Origin of the sequence: Streptomyces sp. NPDC006339, from assembly GCF_040612775.1 — a bacterium.
Lineage (GTDB): Bacteria > Actinomycetota > Actinomycetes > Streptomycetales > Streptomycetaceae > Streptomyces.
Map to the genome: position 1 here is coordinate 101,598 of NZ_JBEXQW010000005.1, position 17,251 is coordinate 118,848.

At 72.1% G+C, this 17,251-nt stretch carries 13 protein-coding genes; 9 read left to right on the plus strand and 4 right to left on the minus strand.

Features of this window, described 5'->3' with window-relative positions:
• The first annotated feature begins 160 nt into the window (after positions 1 to 160).
• Positions 161 to 1,831, plus strand: coding sequence for a fumarate hydratase (locus ABZ135_RS05615; protein WP_356692087.1), 1,671 nt, complete (start codon positions 161 to 163; stop codon positions 1,829 to 1,831).
• A 174-nt stretch (positions 1,832 to 2,005) separates the two neighbouring features.
• Positions 2,006 to 2,650: an HAD family acid phosphatase gene (locus ABZ135_RS05620; protein ID WP_356692089.1), complete on the plus strand. Its 645-nt coding sequence runs from the start codon at positions 2,006 to 2,008 to the stop codon at positions 2,648 to 2,650.
• Positions 2,651 to 2,686: 36 nt separating this feature from the next.
• Here ABZ135_RS05620 and ABZ135_RS05625 read toward each other — a convergent pair whose 3' ends face one another.
• Positions 2,687 to 3,208, minus strand: coding sequence for a dirigent protein (locus ABZ135_RS05625; protein ID WP_356692091.1), 522 nt, complete (start codon positions 3,206 to 3,208; stop codon positions 2,687 to 2,689).
• A gap of 95 nt (positions 3,209 to 3,303) precedes the next feature.
• Between ABZ135_RS05625 and ABZ135_RS05630 the strand changes: the two genes are divergently transcribed.
• Positions 3,304 to 3,966 carry a lipoprotein gene (locus tag ABZ135_RS05630; protein ID WP_356692093.1) on the plus strand — a complete coding sequence of 221 codons (663 nt, stop codon included), beginning with the start codon at positions 3,304 to 3,306 and terminating at the stop codon, positions 3,964 to 3,966.
• A 96-nt stretch (positions 3,967 to 4,062) separates the two neighbouring features.
• Here the strand turns inward: ABZ135_RS05630 and ABZ135_RS05635 are convergent, their stop codons facing one another.
• Complete coding sequence (locus tag ABZ135_RS05635) at positions 4,063 to 5,595, minus strand: ricin-type beta-trefoil lectin domain protein (protein WP_356692095.1); 1,533 nt, start codon at positions 5,593 to 5,595, stop codon at positions 4,063 to 4,065.
• Between the two features lie 107 nt (positions 5,596 to 5,702).
• Between ABZ135_RS05635 and ABZ135_RS05640 the strand changes: the two genes are divergently transcribed.
• The 3 genes from ABZ135_RS05640 (at position 5,703) to ABZ135_RS05650 (ending at position 9,989) form a co-directional block, all read left to right on the plus strand.
• Positions 5,703 to 7,115, plus strand: coding sequence for a class II fumarate hydratase (locus tag ABZ135_RS05640; RefSeq protein ID WP_356692097.1), 1,413 nt, complete (start codon positions 5,703 to 5,705; stop codon positions 7,113 to 7,115).
• A 44-nt stretch (positions 7,116 to 7,159) separates the two neighbouring features.
• Positions 7,160 to 7,825, plus strand: a complete 666-nt coding sequence (locus tag ABZ135_RS05645; protein ID WP_356692099.1) for a DUF402 domain-containing protein — start codon at positions 7,160 to 7,162, stop codon at positions 7,823 to 7,825.
• A 301-nt stretch (positions 7,826 to 8,126) separates the two neighbouring features.
• Entirely contained in the window at positions 8,127 to 9,989 is a 1,863-nt protein-coding gene (locus ABZ135_RS05650; protein WP_356692101.1) for an ATP-binding SpoIIE family protein phosphatase, read from the plus strand.
• 76 nt (positions 9,990 to 10,065) lie between these two features.
• Here the strand turns inward: ABZ135_RS05650 and ABZ135_RS05655 are convergent, their stop codons facing one another.
• Positions 10,066 to 12,249, minus strand: coding sequence for a transglycosylase domain-containing protein (locus ABZ135_RS05655; RefSeq protein WP_356692103.1), 2,184 nt, complete (start codon positions 12,247 to 12,249; stop codon positions 10,066 to 10,068).
• Positions 12,250 to 12,501: 252 nt separating this feature from the next.
• On the opposite strand from ABZ135_RS05655, the gene ABZ135_RS05660 reads away from it, so the two are divergent.
• From ABZ135_RS05660 to ABZ135_RS05670, 3 genes are read left to right on the plus strand one after another with little or no spacing between them, the layout of a single operon-like run.
• Complete coding sequence (locus tag ABZ135_RS05660) at positions 12,502 to 13,026, plus strand: PadR family transcriptional regulator (protein WP_356692105.1); 525 nt, start codon at positions 12,502 to 12,504, stop codon at positions 13,024 to 13,026.
• Positions 13,023 to 13,709, plus strand: a complete 687-nt coding sequence (locus tag ABZ135_RS05665; protein ID WP_356692107.1) for an ABC transporter ATP-binding protein — start codon at positions 13,023 to 13,025, stop codon at positions 13,707 to 13,709. The genes ABZ135_RS05660 and ABZ135_RS05665 overlap by 4 nt, the downstream gene beginning before the upstream one ends.
• The gene (locus ABZ135_RS05670; RefSeq protein WP_356692108.1) at positions 13,706 to 16,261 is read left to right on the plus strand and encodes an FtsX-like permease family protein; all 2,556 of its coding nucleotides are present in this window, start codon (positions 13,706 to 13,708) and stop codon (positions 16,259 to 16,261) included. The genes ABZ135_RS05665 and ABZ135_RS05670 overlap by 4 nt, the downstream gene beginning before the upstream one ends.
• Here ABZ135_RS05670 and ABZ135_RS05675 read toward each other — a convergent pair.
• Positions 16,248 to 17,192 (minus strand): hydrogen peroxide-inducible genes activator, encoded by a 945-nt coding sequence (locus tag ABZ135_RS05675; protein ID WP_356692110.1) that lies wholly within the window; start codon positions 17,190 to 17,192, stop codon positions 16,248 to 16,250. The genes ABZ135_RS05670 and ABZ135_RS05675 overlap by 14 nt on opposite strands.
• Positions 17,193 to 17,251: the final 59 nt, after the last annotated feature.

Sequence of the window (17,251 nt, forward strand, 5' to 3'; positions counted from 1 at the left end):
TGTCCTGTGGACAACGCCGCGAACACGCCATTCCGGCGCGGTCCCCGCCGCTAGTGAGCCTTACCTCACAGGATCCTCGGCCCGCCCGCGTTCTACGCTGGATGGCGCGCTGCCAACGAAGGCGGCGCTGCTGTCTGCCGGATAAGGAATGGCTGCCGTCATGCCAGAGTTTGCGTACTCCGATCTGCTCCCCCTGGGAGAGGACACCACGCCCTACCGCCTGGTGACCTCCGAAGGCGTCTCCACCTTCGAGGCCGACGGCCGTACGTTCCTCAAGGTCGAGCCGGAGGCCCTGCGCAAGCTGGCCGCCGAGGCCATCCACGACATCCAGCACTACCTGCGCCCGGCCCACCTGGCCCAGTTGCGGAAGATCATCGACGACCCGGAGGCGTCGAGCAACGACAAGTTCGTCGCGCTCGACCTGCTGAAGAACGCGAACATCGCCGCCGCCGGCGTGCTGCCCATGTGCCAGGACACCGGCACCGCGATCGTCATGGGCAAGCGGGGCCAGAACGTGCTCACGCAGGGCCGTGACGAGGAGGCCCTGAGCAAGGGCGTCTACGACGCGTACACCAAGCTCAACCTGCGCTACTCGCAGATGGCCCCGGTGACCATGTGGGAGGAGAAGAACACCGGCTCGAACCTGCCCGCGCAGATCGAGCTGTACGCGACCGACGGCGGCGCCTACAAGTTCCTCTTCATGGCCAAGGGTGGCGGCTCGGCCAACAAGTCCTTCCTCTACCAGGAGACGAAGGCCGTGCTCAACGAGGCGAGCATGATGAAGTTCCTGGAGGAGAAGATCCGTTCGCTCGGCACGGCGGCCTGCCCGCCGTACCACCTGGCCATCGTGGTCGGCGGCACGAGCGCCGAGTTCGCGCTGAAGACCGCCAAGTACGCCTCCGCGCACTACCTGGACGAGCTGCCGACCGAGGGCGACGCCGCGACCGGCCACGGCTTCCGCGACAAGGAGCTGGAGGAGAAGGTCTTCGAGCTGACGCAGAAGATCGGCATCGGCGCGCAGTTCGGCGGCAAGTACTTCTGCCACGACGTCCGCGTGGTGCGCCTGCCGCGGCACGGCGCCTCGCTGCCGGTCGCGATCGCCGTCTCCTGCTCGGCCGACCGCCAGGCGGTCGCGAAGATCACCGCCGAGGGTGTCTTCCTGGAGCAGCTCGAGACCGACCCGGCGCGCTTCCTGCCGGAGACGACGGACGAGCACCTCGACGAGGCGGGTGACGTCGTCGAGATCGACCTCAACCAGCCGATGGACGAGATCCTGGCCGAGCTGACCAAGTACCCGGTGAAGACCCGTCTCTCGCTGACCGGTCCGCTGGTCGTGGCCCGCGACATCGCGCACGCCAAGATCAAGGAGCGCCTGGACGCGGGCGAGGAGATGCCGCAGTACCTGAAGGACCACCCGGTCTACTACGCGGGTCCGGCGAAGACCCCCGAGGGTTACGCCTCCGGTTCCTTCGGCCCGACGACGGCCGGCCGCATGGACAGCTACGTGGAGCAGTTCCAGGCGGCGGGCGGTTCGAAGGTCATGCTGGCCAAGGGCAACCGGAGCAAGCAGGTCACGGACGCGTGCGGCACGCACGGCGGCTTCTACCTCGGTTCGATCGGCGGCCCGGCGGCCCGCCTGGCGCAGGACTGCATCAAGAAGGTCGAGGTCGTCGAGTACGAGGAGCTCGGCATGGAGGCGGTCTGGAAGATCGAGGTCGAGGACTTCCCGGCGTTCATCGTCGTGGACGACAAGGGCAACGACTTCTTCCAGAACCCGGCCCCGGAGCCGACGTTCACCCACATCCCGGTGCGCGGTCCCGGTCTGGGCTGACGCCCTCTCCGGGCTCTCCCGCCTCGCGGCGCCCCTCGGTCCTCCGGGCCGGGGGGCGTCGTCGGTCTCCGCTCAGAAAGTGGCTACCGACCGGTAGTCCTCTGGACGCCTACCGGTCAGTATTGGCCGCGAGCATGTCAACCACTGAGCCGGTCGACCACTCGGGAGCCCCCCATGCCCTCCGCCGAATCCACCTCCGCCAAAGCCGCCTCCACCGCCGTCGCCACGCTGGGTCTGACCGCCCTGCTCGTCGTCGGTCCCGCCCCGGCGGCGTCCGCCGCCGACCCGGACACCCACGTCACCTCGACCGCCGCCCTCGCGGACATCGACTACGGGACCTGGCGCCGTGACGTGGCGGCGGTGGTCGCCGAGGCCCGCCCGTACATCGAGGAGCGTGCCGAGGACGCCGGCCGCGAGAAGCAGGCCATCGTCCTCGACATCGACAACAGCTCCCTGGAGACGGACTTCCACCCCTTCTGGGAGCTCCCGACCCCGGCCATCCCCGAGGTCCGCGACCTGGTCCAGGACGCCCACGAGCGCGGCGTGGACGTCTTCTTCGTGACCGCCCGCCCGGGGATCCTCCACTCCCTCACCGACTGGAACCTGAAGCAGGCCGGCTACCCGGTCGACGGGCTGTACGTGCGCTCGCTGCCCGACCTGTTCGCCGAGGTCGGCGCGTACAAGACGGCGAAGCGGGCGGAGATCGAGGGCAAGGGCTACACGATCATCGCGAACATCGGCAACAACACCACCGACCTGGTCGGAGGCCACGCCGAGCGGGCCTTCAAGCTGCCGGACTACGGCGGCAAGCTGTCCTGACGGGACCGTTCCGGTCAACGGCGGCGGTCAGCGCGCTCAGCGCGTGGTGACGTGGAACTCCAGCCGGTCGTGGTCCCCGTCCGGGCTCGTACGGATGTAGCCGCGCGCTTCCCTGAAGTCGCCGGTGCCGCCGGTGACGGCGACGTCGAGGGAGGCCGGCTGCTCCTCGGTCATGTCGACGGCCGTCAGGGTCTGGCCGGTGATCTGGCCGGCGGGGTCGCCGCTCAGCACGAAGGTGCCGACGCAGTGCACGTCGAGCTGCTGACCGGAGCCGCGCACGACCGCGCAGCTCACGCCGGAGCGGCCGACCTTCTCGCCGCCCTTGCTGCGGTAGAGGTCCTCGGCGAAGGCGAAGACGTCGCCGACCTGGGGCGGCGCGCCGGTCTCCTCGCCGCCGGGGTCGGGGACCTCCTTGGCGTAGAGGGTGAAGTCGTAGTTCCGGCCGTTGTCGGCGGCGTGCGCGAGGGCCGGTGCGGCGGCCGGGGCGGTGGCGGCGAAGGTGACGGCCGCGACGGCGGCGGCGCCCAGGGCACCGGCCTTCCTGAAGCTGCGGTTCATTCCTGCCTCCCGTGGGACGGCGGTCTTCCCCGAGACCCGCCCCCCATTGTCCGGCCGCCGCCGGGGTGCCGCACGTGGTCGTGGATGATGAGCGCATGCCAGAGAGAGCACCGATACGCACGGCGGTCCCCGCCACCCTGATGGCGGCCGGGCTGCTGCTGACCGGCTGCGGGACGCCCGCGGCCGACGTCGAGACGCCCGCCGCTCCGGCCGGTGGCGGGTCGAAGAGCGCCGCACCCGCGAGCACCGCGCCGGCGGCCGGCGCCGCCGCCGCGGCCGGGTCGATCGGCGGCGCGGGGACGGCCTGCGTCCTGCCCGTCGCCTTCGGCCTCGCGAAGGACTGGAAGCCGAAGGCGGTCGAGGCCCCGGAGGACCCGGACTTCGCCGAGCTCACCCGGCAGGGCCCGGCCACCGTGCGCTGCGAGGTGGACGCCAAGCCGGCCGGGAACATCGGCTATCTGCGGGTGTGGACCGCCCCGGCGGGTCCCGCGCGGGCCGCGCTCGAAGGCTTCGTGAAGGCGGAGAAGGGTTCCAAGGGGGCCGTCTACCGGGAGGCGAAGGCGGGCGCGCTGCCCGCGGTCGAGGTCACGTACGCCGTGTACAGCGAGATCATGGAGGAGACCAAGGAGGAGCGGGCCTTCGCCGTCGCCACCGCGAAGGGGACGGTGATCGTCCACCTCGGCGGTCTGGACTCCGAGGAGCACCGGCAGATGCTGCCGGCGTACGAGCTGGCGAAGACGTCCCTCAAGGTCTCCTGAGCCGGAGCGTCCGGGATACGTCTCCGAAGGCGGGTCCGTGGCCCCCGTCCCGCACCGGACGGGGACCACGGAGTCGAAGGGGCGGGGCGGGAACCGTTACGCGACGAACCGCTGGTTCGCCGAGCCGTCGCAGCCCTGGAGCCGGATCGGCTCCCTCGCCGCGCCCTGGGTGAGGCACAGGCCGGGCGCCGCGGCCGGGCGGAGGGTGGCCCCGTCACGGACGAAGGTCTGGTGCGCGGCGCCGTGGCAGTTCCAGACGACGAGCGCCGTGCCGGCCCGGTAGTTCGCGCCGGGGACGTCCAGGCAGCGGTCCTGGGTGAGTTCGGTGTGGAGGGTGCGGCGGGCGGAGTCGTACCACCAGCCCTGGTTGCGGCCGCCGTGGCAGTCCCAGCCGAGGACGGCGGTGCCGTTGGCGGAGCGGGACGCGTTCACGTCCAGGCAGTTGCCGGTGGCCGCGTTCTTCAGCGGCTTGTAGACGTCGTCCCAGGCGAACGGGAACAGCACCGGGCGGCCGGAGGAGTTGACGTCCGCGCAGCTCGCCTCGCGCAGCGAGGTGCCGTAGAGCTGGGTGAGGCAGGACGCGAAGGCCGCGTGGCCGCCCTTGTTGGGGTGGAAGGACTGGCGGACGGAGTTCTCGTCCGGGGTGCCGGGCTTGGAGAGGTCGACGTAGAGGCCCCGGGCCCAGGTGTCCTCCATGCAGACCTCGTGGCCGTGGAAGAGGCGCGAGTTGTCGAGGTAGACGGCGCCGGTGGCGGCGGCCGCCCTGCGCATGCCGCGTTCGAAGGCGGGGACGGCGGTGTCGCGGCCCCAGGTGGTGTCGGAGTCGTAGCCGAGACCACCGCAGGCGAGCTTGCCGGGGAAGCCGGGGTTGTCGTGGAAGTCGGGCCCGATCGGGCTCGGGTAGCCCATGACGACGAGCTTGTAGTCGCCGTCGGCGTATCCGGCGTCGCGCATGACGGTCCTGAGGTCGCGCACGGTCTGCTCGACCTTGGGGACGAGTCCGTCGACGCGGGCCTGCCAGCCGGGCGCGTACTTCGGCTCGCAGGGGCCCTGGAGCGTGAGGTAGCGGGTGACGCAGTCGGTCATGACGGGGCCGAACTGGAGGTCGTCGTTGGCTCCGGCGACCAGCAGCACCATCTTGATGCGGGTGTTGCGCGCCTTGACGGCCAGGTTGTCGCTCTGGACGAGTTCGTCCGCGTACTGCTTCGAGCCGCCGATCCGGATGTTGCCGGTGTACGCGCCGGAACAGGACACGTTGAAGGTGAGGTCCGCGGGGATGCCGGTGCGGTGGATGGCGGCGTCGGGCGAGCGGTGGCACCAGTTGGTGGGGCCGTCGGTCGGCGGCTCGTAGGTGCCGACGCCCTCGCCGGAGATCTCGCTGTCGCCGAGGGAGATGAGGCCGGTCCTGCGCTGGGCGAGCGGGCGTTCCTCGGGGCTTCCGTAGATCGCGGTGGCCTCCGCCGCCCGGATCGCCTCCAGCTCGGGCGGGAGCGGTACGGAGGTGATTCCGGCCGCGGTGGCCGTGTCGGCCGCGCCGGCGGGTGCGGCGGCCGTCATGCTGCCGAGGGCCGCCGCGGCAGCGGCGAGCGCCGCGACCGGCCAACGGAGTCTGTACCTGGTGCGCGTCATTGCGCCTCCTGGAAGTGGGGTTACCCACGGTTTTTACTGGCCGGTAAACGGCTTGGGAATACGTCGAACAAGACAAGTGCTCAACTTTTTCAGGAGGTTGACGAACCATGAGCAACGAAGAGACCGGCTCGGACGGCTACCGCGTCGAGCACGACTCCATGGGCGAGGTCCGTGTCCCCGCCCACGCCAAGTGGCGCGCCCAGACCCAGCGGGCGGTCGAGAACTTCCCGATCTCGGGGCAGCGGCTGGAACGGGCCCACATCGAGGCCCTGGCCCGTATCAAGGCCGCCGCCGCCAAGGTCAACGCCGAGCTCGGCGTGATCGACGCGGACCGGGCGGAGGCGATCGTCGCGGCCGCCGAGGAGGTCGCGGAGGGCCGCTGGGACGAGCACTTCCCGGTGGACGTCTTCCAGACCGGCTCCGGCACCTCGTCCAACATGAACACCAACGAGGTGCTGGCCACCCTGGCCGGCGAGCGGCTCCCCGAGGGCCGGGACGTCCACCCCAACGACCATGTGAACGCGTCCCAGTCGTCCAACGACGTCTTCCCCTCCTCCATCCACATCGCCGCCACGGCCGCCGTCACCCACGACCTCATCCCGGCGCTCGATCACCTGGCCGCCTCCCTGGAGCGGAAATCAGCCGAATTCGCGAGCGTGGTGAAGTCGGGCCGTACGCATCTCATGGACGCCACCCCGGTCACCCTCGGCCAGGAGTTCGGCGGCTACGCGGCCCAGGTCAGGTACGGGATCGAGCGGCTGCGCTCGGCCCTGCCCCGGCTCGCCGAACTCCCGCTGGGCGGCACGGCCGTGGGCACCGGCATCAACACCCCGCCCGGCTTCTCGGCCGCCGTCATCGCCGAGGTCGCCCGCGCCACCGGGCTGCCGTTCACCGAGGCTCGCGACCACTTCGAGGCCCAGGGCGCCCGGGACGGCCTGGTGGAGACGTCCGGGCAGCTCAGGACCGTCGCCGTATCGCTCACGAAGATCGCCAACGATCTGCGCTGGATGGCGAGCGGCCCGCGCACCGGACTGGCCGAGATCAATCTCCCCGACCTCCAGCCCGGCTCGTCGATCATGCCGGGCAAGGTCAACCCGGTCATCCCCGAGGCGGTCCTCATGGTCGCCGCGCAGGTGACCGGAAACGACACCACCGTCGCGGTGGCGGGCGCCGCCGGGAACTTCGAGCTCAACGTGATGCTCCCGGTGATGGCCAAGAACCTCCTGGAGTCGGTCCGGCTGCTCGCCAACGCCGCCCGCCTGCTCGCCGACCGCACGGTCGACGGGATCACCGCCAACGCCGAACGGGCCCGCGAGTACGCCGAGTCCTCGCCGTCCGTCGTCACCCCGCTGAACAAGTACATCGGGTACGAGGAGGCCGCCAAGGTCGCCAAGAAGTCGCTGGCCGAGCGGAAGACGATCCGGCAGGTCGTCCTGGAGTCGGGCTACGTCGAGCGCGGCGACCTCACCCTGGAACAGCTCGACGAGGCGCTGGACGTGCTGCGCATGACTCATCCGTGACCTTCGCCGCAGCGGCGCCGGGGGCCCACCCCTAAGATCTGCGCATGACAGGATCCGGCCGCCCCCAGCACTGGGCGCCAGGGGATCAGATCCTCTGGCGCTACCGCGACAACGGCACCGGCGACGTGCACATCTGCCGCCCGGTGACCGTGGTCCAGGACACCCCGGAGCTGCTCGCGGTCTGGATGGCCCCCGGCACCGAATGCGTCAAACCGGTCCTGGCCGACGGCACCGCCGTGCACGAGGAGCCGCTGGCCACCCGGTACACGGCGCCGCGCACCACCGCCCGGTCCCGCTGGTTCGGCACCGGCGTGCTCAAGCTGGCCCGGCCCGGCGACCCGTGGTCGGTGTGGCTTTTCTGGGAGCGGGGCTGGCGCTTCCGGAGCTGGTACGTGAACCTGGAGGAGCCCCGCACCCGCTGGTCCGGCGGCGTCGACTCCGAGGACCACTTCCTCGACATCTCGGTCTACCCCGACCGGAGCTGGCTGTGGCGGGACGAGGACGAGTTCGCCCAGGCCCAGCGGGCCGGTCTGATGGACGCCGCGCAGGCGGCCCGGGTCAGACGCGCGGGTGACGCGGCCGTCGAGGTGATCCGGGCCTGGGGACCGCCGTTCTCGGACGGCTGGGAGGACTGGCGGCCCGACCCCGCCTGGCCGGTGCCCGAACTGCCCGCCGACTGGGATCGCACCCCGGCGCACACGGCACCATGAGACCCTTGATGTGCCCCCGGGGTGCAAACGTAGGATCGTCCTCCGCAAGCACTCGACCGATCGGACCGCACGTCAGCGACACTGCACGGCCCATGACATGACGGCGCGTCAACCGCCGGTCATCCGCTAGTCACCATGATCGCTTCTTGAGGGGAAGAGCAGTGCCGGACCTGTGCGCGGACACCGAGCCCCCCTCCTCCACATCGACCTCGTGCCGGTGGTTTAGGGCCGTCGTAGGCGCGGCATCGGCGAGAAGAGCGCGTGCAACGCACCACCGGCCCGGACGGACGGAATCCCAGGCGTGACGGAGCATCCCACCTCCCACGAAGGCCGCAAGGCGATGGCTGCCCGGCCGCAGGAACGCACTCGCCCCCGCCAGGAGACGGCGGCGACGGCGGCGGCAGCGGCCGTCTCCGTGCCCGCGCCGGCGCCCGGCGGAAGCGGCGGCAACGGTCAGAGCGGTGCCGACGCGGCCGCACGGCGCGAGGGCGAACGGCTGCGCTTCGTGGGCGCGGCGACCCGGCGGATCGCGCGCGGTCTCGACCTCGACGAGATCGTCCTCGGTCTGTGCCGGGCCACGGTGCCGACCTTCTCCGACGCGATCCTGGTCTATCTGCGCGACCCGCTCCCGGTCGGCGACGAGCGCCCCGCGGAGCCCTTCGTGCTGCGGCTGCGCCGCACCGACCGGCTGCGCTTAACGGACCTGGAGGGCGAGGAGCTGGTCCTCGTCCCCGACCCGGACCCGACGCCGGCCGCGGAGCTGTGCGAGGTCCGCTCGGGCAGCGCGCTCGCCGAGGTGCTGCGCGGGGTGCGGCCGGTGCCCGGTGACTCCGCCGCCGCGCGGGCCGCGCTGCCGGAGCTGCTCGGAGCGGACCACCCGGTGCCCGGCGGGCAGCGGGCGATACTGGCGCCGCTGCGGGGGCGGCGCCGGGTGATCGGCGCGGCCGTGTTCCTGCGCCGCCCGGAGCGGGCCGGCTTCGAGCCCAACGACCTGCTGGTCGCCGCCCAGTTGGCCACCCACACGGCCCTCGGCATCGACAAGGCGGTGCTGTACGGGCGCGAGGCGTACATCGCGGACGAGCTGCAGCGCACGATGCTGCCGGACTCGCTGCCGCAGCCGACCGGTGTGCGGCTCGCCTCGCGTTATCTGCCCGCGGCCGAGACGGCCCGGGTCGGCGGTGACTGGTACGACGCGATCCCGCTGCCCGGCAGCCGGGTCGCCCTGGTCGTCGGCGACGTCATGGGCCACTCCATGACCTCGGCGGCGATCATGGGCCAGCTCCGCACCACGGCACAGACCCTGGCCGGCCTCGACCTGCCGCCGCAGGAGGTGCTGCACCACCTGGACGAGCAGGCGCAGCGGCTCGGCGAGAACCGGATGGCGACGTGCATGTACGCGGTGTACGACCCGGTCTCGCACCGGATCACCATCGCCAACGCGGGCCATCCGCCACCGATACTGCTGCACCTGGGCGGCCGGGCGGAGGTGCTGCGGGTGCCGCCGGGTGCGCCGATCGGGGTGGGCGGGGTGGACTTCGAGGCGGTGGAGCTGGACGCGCCGGCCGGGGCCACGCTGCTGCTGTACACGGACGGTCTGGTGGAGTCCCGGCTGCGGGACGTGTGGACCGGGATCGAGCAGTTGCGGGAGCGGCTCGCGGCGACGGCCCAGTTGACCGGACCGGACCACTCGCCTCCGCTGGAGGCGCTGTGCGACGACGTTCTCGACATGCTGGGTCCGGGTGACCGGGACGACGACATCGCGCTGCTCGCGGCCCGTTTCGACGGGATCGCGCCGAGCGACGTGGCGTACTGGTTCCTGGAGCCGGAGGACGCGGCTCCGGGCCGGGCGCGGCGGCTTGCCCGGCGGGCGCTCGCGCGCTGGGACCTGGAGGAGCTGACGGACTCGGTCGAGCTGCTGATCAGCGAGGTCGTGACCAACGCGGTGCGCTACGCGGAGCGGCCGGTGACGCTGCGGCTGCTGCGGACGGACGTGCTGCGCTGCGAGGTCGGCGACGACTCGCCGCAGTTGCCCCGCCAGCGGCGGGCGCGGGACACCGACGAGAGCGGACGCGGGCTGTTCCTGGTGAACCGGCTGGCCCGGCGGTGGGGGGCGACCCGGCTGTCGGGGGGCAAGGTGGTGTGGTTCGAGCTGGCCACGCGCTGAGCTCGGTGACCTCCCCGTACGAAGACGACGGCCGGGCCCCTGGTGGGGGCCCGGCCGTCGCCGTGTGCGGGTGGGGTCAGTCGCCGGGGCGGCTGTCCGCGCCGCTCTCGCCGTCCGGGACGGGCGGGATCGTCGGGTCGATCGTCCTGGTCGGCGTCGGCTCCGGCGGGGTCGTGCCGGTCGGCGTGGGCGGCTCCGGCGGGGTGGTTCCGGTCGGCGTGGTCGGCTCCGGCGGGGTGGTGGCCTCGTCGGTGGCCGTCGCGGTGGGCGTCGGCGAGCCGGTGGTGCGCGTCGGCGTCGGGGCGGTGTCGCCGCCGAAGGTGCCGTCGGTCTCCAGGTCGAAGGTCGCGTCCGAGCCGCCGCCGAGCGCCCGCTCGGTGTAGGCGCCCCAGATCTGCGCCGGGGTGCGGCCGCCGTTGGCGCGGCCCGGGTTGATGGTGTCGGTGAGGGTCACCTGGTTGCCCGCGGTGTCCTCGCCGAAGAGGCCGACGGCGGTGACCAGTTCGGGGGTGTAGCCGACGAACCAGGCCGAGCGGTTGTTCTCGGAGGTGCCGGTCTTGCCGGCCGCCTGGTAGTCGCCCGCGGCCCGGAAGCCGGAGCCGGACTGCACAACACCCTGCATGGCCTTGGTGGTGGTGTCGGCGGCCTCGCGGCTGATGACCCGCTCGCCGATGGACTTCACCGGCTCGGCCTGGCGCTGCTTGTGCTCGGCGGACTTCACGAGGGTCGGGGTGACCTTGACGCCGTGGTTGTCGAGGGTGGCGTAGGCGCCGGCCATGTCCACGGTGGAAGCCGTCATGACGCCGAGGGACATCGAGGGGCCCTCGCCGAAGTCCGGGCCGTCCTTCATGCCGAGGGCGAGGGCGGTCTGCTTGGTCTTGGCGAAGCCGACGTCCACGATCATCTGGGCGTAGACCGAGTTGATCGAGCTGTTGGTGGCCTTCTGGACGGTGACCGGGCCGTAGCTGCGGTCGTCCTCGTTCTCCGGGGCGAAGTCGATGGGGCTGCCGACGACCGGGCGCTTGCTGGTGCCGTCGTAGATGGTGCCGAGGCCGATCCTGCGCCCGTCCTGGGTGACGGAGCGGTTGTCGATCGCCGAGGCGAGCACGATCGGCTTGAAGGTCGAGGCGGGCTGGTAGTCGCGCCGGGTGGCGTTGTTGGTCCAGTGCTCGGTGGCGCCGACGCCGCCGTACATGGCGACGATCGCGCCGGTCTTCGGGTCGACGGAGGTGGCGCCGGCCTGGACGGTGGCGTCCTTCTTGTCGCCCTTGCGGTCGAGCTTGTCCTCGAGCTGCTCGTCGACCGCCTTGACCAGGGCCTTCTGCTTCTTCTCGTCGATGTTGAGGGTGACGGTCCAGCCGCCGGCCTTGAGGTCCTCCTCGCTGACGCCCTGGCGCATCAGCTCCTGGTTGGCGGCCTCGACGATGTAGCCGCTCTGGCCGCTGAGGCCCTTGGGGGCCTTGGGCTTGTGCGGGACGGGGAACTTCAGGCCGGCGCGCTGCGCGGAGTCCAGCCAGCCCTCCTCGACCATGTTGTCGAGGACGTAGTTCCAGCGCTGCTCGACGAGCTTGCGGCCGTCGGCGCTGGCGGAGGTCCAGTCGTACTGGCTGGGGGCCTGGAGCAGGGAGGCGAGGTAGGCGCCCTGGCCGACGGTCAGCTTGCCGGCGTCGACGCCGTAGTACGCCTGGGCGGCGGCCTGGATGCCGTAGGCGTTGCGGCCGTAGTAGCTGGTGTTCATGTAGCCGGCGAGGATCTCCGACTTGGACATGTTCTGGTCGACCTTGAGCGCGATGACCATTTCCTTGAGCTTGCGCGTGGCGGTCTGGTCCTGGCTCAGGTAGTAGTTCTTGACGTACTGCTGGGTGATCGTCGAGCCGCCCTGCTTGCCCTTGCCGGTGACGGTGTTCCAGGCGGCGCGGAAGGTGCCCTTGATGTCGACGCCGTGGTCCTTGTAGAAGGTCTTGTTCTCGGCGGCGACGAAGGCGCGCTGGACGTCGACGGGGACCTTGTCCAGGCCGACGATCTCGCGGTTGATCTTGCCCGTACGGGCCATGACCTTGCCGTTGGAGTACTTGTAGACGTTGCTCTGCAGCGTGGCGTCCGCGTTGGCCGTCGGCACCGGGACCATCAGGTAGAGCGCGTAGAAGGCGCCCATCGCGAGCAGGCAGCCCACGAAGAACGTGCCCAGGAGTTTCTTCCAGGTGAAGAGGCGGCGTATGCGGCCGCCCTTCCTCGCCTGGCTCGTGCCCGATCGGCCCATGTCCTCGTTCGCTCCGCTCGTCGTCGAATCAGCTCAGCAAGCTAACACCGCCCATCGCGACAAAGCGCGACCCATCCGGCTTTCCGGGCGTGAGAATCAGCACCCACCCCCGACGGAACCGACGCTCCACGGGCCCCGATGGTTGTGTGCCCCCGGTCACAGGCAGCTCGTTCGAAGGGTGTCACCCCGGCGGGGACCGGCCCCCACCAGGGCTATACATCGCGTGTATACACCCCGTGTACAGTGACGCCCATGTCCATCGGTCACACCCTCCTCGGACTCCTGGAGTCCGGCCCGCGCCACGGTTACGACCTCAAGCGCGCCTTCGACGAGCGCTTCGGCCACGACCGGCCCCTCCACTACGGGCAGGTCTACTCGACCATGTCCCGGCTCCTGAAGAACGGCCTCGTCGAGGTCGACGGCATCGAGGCCGGCGGCGGCCCCGACCGCAAGCGGTACGCCATCACCGAGGCCGGCGTCACCGATGTCGCCCAGTGGCTCGCCACCCCCGAGAAGCCGGAGCCGTACCTCCAGTCCACGCTCTACACCAAGGTCGTCCTCGCCCTGCTCACCGGACGCGGCGCCGCCGAGATCCTCGACGTCCAGCGCGCCGAACACCTGCGCCTGATGCGCGAGCTCACCCGGCGCAAGCGGGACGGCGACCTCACCGACCAGCTCATCTGCGACCACGCCCTCTTCCATCTGGAGGCCGACCTGCGCTGGCTCGAGCTGACCGCCGCCCGCCTCGACCGGCTCGCCGAGGAGATCCGCCGATGACCACCAGCACACCGCTCCTCAGGGCGACCGGGATCGACAAGGCGTACGGCCCCACCCCCGCCCTCAGCGGGGCCGACTTCTCCCTGCGCGCGGGCGAGGTCGTCGCCGTGATGGGGCCCTCCGGATCCGGCAAGTCCACCCTGCTGCACTGCCTCGCGGGCATCGTCCGCCCCGACGCCGGCACCATCCACTACGACGGCCGCGAGCTCACCGCCCTCGGCGACGGGGAGCGCAGCGCCCTGCGCCGCTCCGACTTCGGCTTCGTCTTCCAGTTCGGCCAGCTCGTCCCCGAGCTCACCTGCGCCGAGAACGTCGCCCTCCCGCTGCGTTTGAACGGCGAACGGCGCAAGAGCGCCGAATCCCGGGCCCGCGACTGGCTGGCCCGCCTGGAGGTCGAGGACGTGGCCGGCAAACGCCCCGGCGAGATCTCCGGCGGCCAGGGCCAGCGGGTCGCGGTCGCCCGCGCGCTCGTCACCGCCCCGCGGGTGATCTTCGCCGACGAGCCGACCGGCGCGCTGGACTCCCTCAACGGCGAGCGCGTGATGCGCCTGCTCACCGACGCCTCCCGGGACACCGGCGCCGCCGTCGTCCTGGTCACCCACGAAGCCCGGGTCGCCGCCTACTCCGACCGCGAGATCGTGGTCCGCGACGGCTCCGTACGGGACACGGAGTGGGCGGCATGAGCGACACCGACACCAGCGGGACGGGCCCCGGCGGCAGCGCCGGCACCGACCCGCACGGGACGGACACCGGCGCCCACGCGGCCACGACCGGCACCGGCACCGGCACCGCAACCGCCCCCACCGGAGCCACCGGCCCCGGCACCGGCACCGGCACCGGCCGCACCGGTGACACCCGTACCGGAGCCACCGGCGGCGGATACCGCCCCGGCCCCCGCGCCTGGCTCCGCGACCTCGCCCTCGGCGCCCGCTTCGCCGTCACCGGCGGCCGCGGCGGCTGGCTGCGCACCACCCTGACCGCCACCGGCATCGGCCTCGGCGTCGCCCTGCTGCTCGCCGCCGCCTCCCTGCCGCACATGCTGTTCCAGCGCGAGGTGCGCGAGTCGGCCCGCGCCGTCGACGCGAGCGAGCTGGTCACCCGCCCCGGGCCCGACACCTTTCGCTACGCCGACCAGTCCACGCTCTACCGCGGCGCCACCGTCACCGGCCTCCTGCTGCAGCCCGACGGCCCGAACCCCCCGGTCCCCCCGGGAGCGGCGAAGGTGCCCGCGCCCGGCGAGATGCTCGTCTCCCCCGCCCTCCGCGAGCTGCTCGCCTCGCCCGAGGGCGCCCTCCTGCGCGACCGGCTCCCGTACGAGATCGTCGGCACCCTCGGCGACGCGGCCCTGATCGGCCCCGCCGAGCTCCGCTACGTCGCGGGCAGCGACGTCCTCGCCGCGTACGGCCACGAGGGCCGGGGCAAGCACTACGGCTGGTCCGTGCCCGAGGAACCCATGAACGCGTTCCTCCTGCTCCTCGTCGTCATCGCCTGCGTCGTGCTGCTCCTGCCGGTCCTGGTCTTCATCGCGACCGCCGTGCGCTTCGGCGGCGAACAGCGCGACCGGCGGCTCGCCGCGCTCCGCCTGGTCGGCGCCGACACCGCCATGACCCGCCGGATCGCGGCCGGCGAGTCCCTGGCCGGCGCCCTGCTCGGACTCGCGGCCGGCGCCGGGTTCTTCGCCCTGGCCCGGCAGCTCGCCGGCACCGTACAGATCTGGGACGTCAACGCCTTCCCCTCCGACGTGTCCCCGGTGCCCTGGCTCGCCGCCCTGATCATCGCCACCGTGCCCGTCGCCGCCGTCGTGGTCAGCCTCGTCGCCCTGCGCGGCGTCGCCATCGAACCGCTCGGCGTGGTCAGGACCGCCACCCCCCGGCCCCGCAGGCTCGCCTGGCGACTGGTCCTCCTCCTCGCCGGCGCCGCGGTGCTCGTCCCCAGCGTCGGCCAGGTCGAGGCCACCGACACCGAGATCAACATGCCCGGCGTCGCCCTCGGCGCCACCCTCGCCCTGATCGGCCTCACCAGCCTGCTGCCCTGGCTGGTGGAGTCACTGGTCCGACGGCTCCGCGGCGGCCCGGTGGCCTGGCAGCTCGCCACCCGCCGGCTCCAGCTCAGCAGCGGCACCGCCGCCCGCGCCGTCAGCGGCATCGTCGTCGCCGCGGTCGGGGCGATCGCCCTGCAGATGCTCTTCCAGGCGATGCAGAACGACTTCCTGCGGGTCACGAACATGGACACCGCCCGCGCCCAGATGGAGACCAAGGTCGAGGCCCGCAGCGCCGCCGACGCCCGCCGGGCCATCGAGGAGCTGTCCCGGACGAAGGGCGTCACCGGAGTCGTCGGCACCATCGAGTCGAGCGTCTGGCGCCCCGGCCCCCTGAAGCCGGGCGAGGACTTCGCCCCGATCACCTCGATCGCCGTCGGCGACTGCGCGTCGCTCAGGGAGTTCGCCCACCTGCCGTCCTGCGCCGACGGGGACGTGTTCATCGCCCTCGCCCACGGCGCGGAGGGCCCCGACGACGCCTGGGTCGCCAAGACCGCGAGGCCCGGCACGCACGTCGCCCTGCGCGACCCGGTCGCCCACGAGGGCGGACCGGTGCCCACCTGGCGCATCCCGGACACCGCCCGCACCGTCGACGCCCGCCTCGACCCGATGGGCCGCGTCCAGTTCGGCGTGATGGCCACCCCCAAGGCGATCGACGCCACCCGGCTGGACTCGCCCGAGGCCGGAGCCATGATCCGCATCGACCCGACGGTGCCGGACGCGCACGAGTACGTACGGAACACGGTCGCCGCGCTCGACCCGCTGACCCGGGTCCAGACCCTGCAGGACGTCGAGCGGGACGCCCAGTTCACCAGCGTCCGCACCGGCATCCTGGTCGGCGCCACCCTCACCATGCTGCTCGTCGCGGCCTCGCTCCTGGTCACCACCCTGGAGCAACTGCGCGAACGCAAGCGGCTGCTGTCCTCGCTGGTCGCCTTCGGCACCCGCCGCGGCACCCTCGGCTGGTCGGTGCTCTGGCAGACCGCCGTACCGATCACCCTCGGCCTCGCCCTGTCCGTGGCCGGCGGACTCGCCCTGGGCCTGGCCCTGCTGCGGATGATCGGCAAGCAGGTCGAGGACTGGTGGGTCTTCCTGCCCGTCACCGGGGTCGGCGCCGCCCTGATCCTGCTCGTCACCCTGCTCAGCCTGCCGCTGCTGTGGCGGCTGATGCGGGCCGACGGCCTCAGGACGGAATAGCGTCCCCGGCCACGATCCGCACCGGCAGCCGCCGCATCGCGTCCCGGAGCGAGCCCGCCAGTTCCTCGAACTCGGACTGGCGGGCCGCTCCCGTACGCATCGCGAGCGCGACCCGGCGGGACGGCGCCGGTTCGGCGAAATACCCCGTGAACAGCGCCGAGTTACGGGCCGTCTCCACCTTCACCGCGGTGCGCGGCAGCAGCGTCACGCCCAGACCGCCCGCCACCAGTTGCACCAGCGTCGAAAGCCCCGCCGCGGTCGTGGTGACCGGCGCCCCCTCGGTGCGACCCGCCTCCCGGCAGATGTCGAGCGCCTGGTCGCGCAGGCAGTGCCCCTCGTCCAGGAGCAGCAGCTTGAGCTCCCGCAGCGCCTCCCGAGGGATGTCCCCGCGCCCGGCCAGCGGATGCCCCTCGGGCGTCACCAGCACGAAGTCCTCGTCGAACAGCGGCAGCTCGGTCACCCCGGGCACGCCGAGCGGCACCGCGAGCAGCAGCAGGTCGAGCCGCCCGGCGGCCAGCCCCTCCAGGAGCGACGAGGTCTGCTCCTCGTGCACCTGGAGATCCAGCTCCGGATAGCGCGTGTGCACCAGCCGCAGCACGGTCGGCAGCAGATACGGCGCCACCGTCGGGATCACCCCGAGCCGCAGCACCCCCGTGAACGGCGCCTGCGCCGCCTCCGCCTCCTCCATCAGCTCCCCCACCGCCTCCAGCACCGCGTGCGCCCGCGCCGCGAGCCGCTCCCCCGCGGGCGAGAGCAGCACCTTGCGCGTCGTACGCTCGAGCAGTTGGACACCGAGTGCCTCTTCGAGAGCCGAAACCGCGCCCGAAAGCGCCGGCTGGCTCATCCCGATGGCCGCGGCCGCATCGCGGAAGTGCAGGTGCTCCGCGACCGCCGCGAAGGCTCTGAGCTGGGACAGGCTGGGCTGCTTCACCCGACGTACCGGAATCACTGATAACCACCTTCGATCAACGCGACCCACTCTAGCTATTT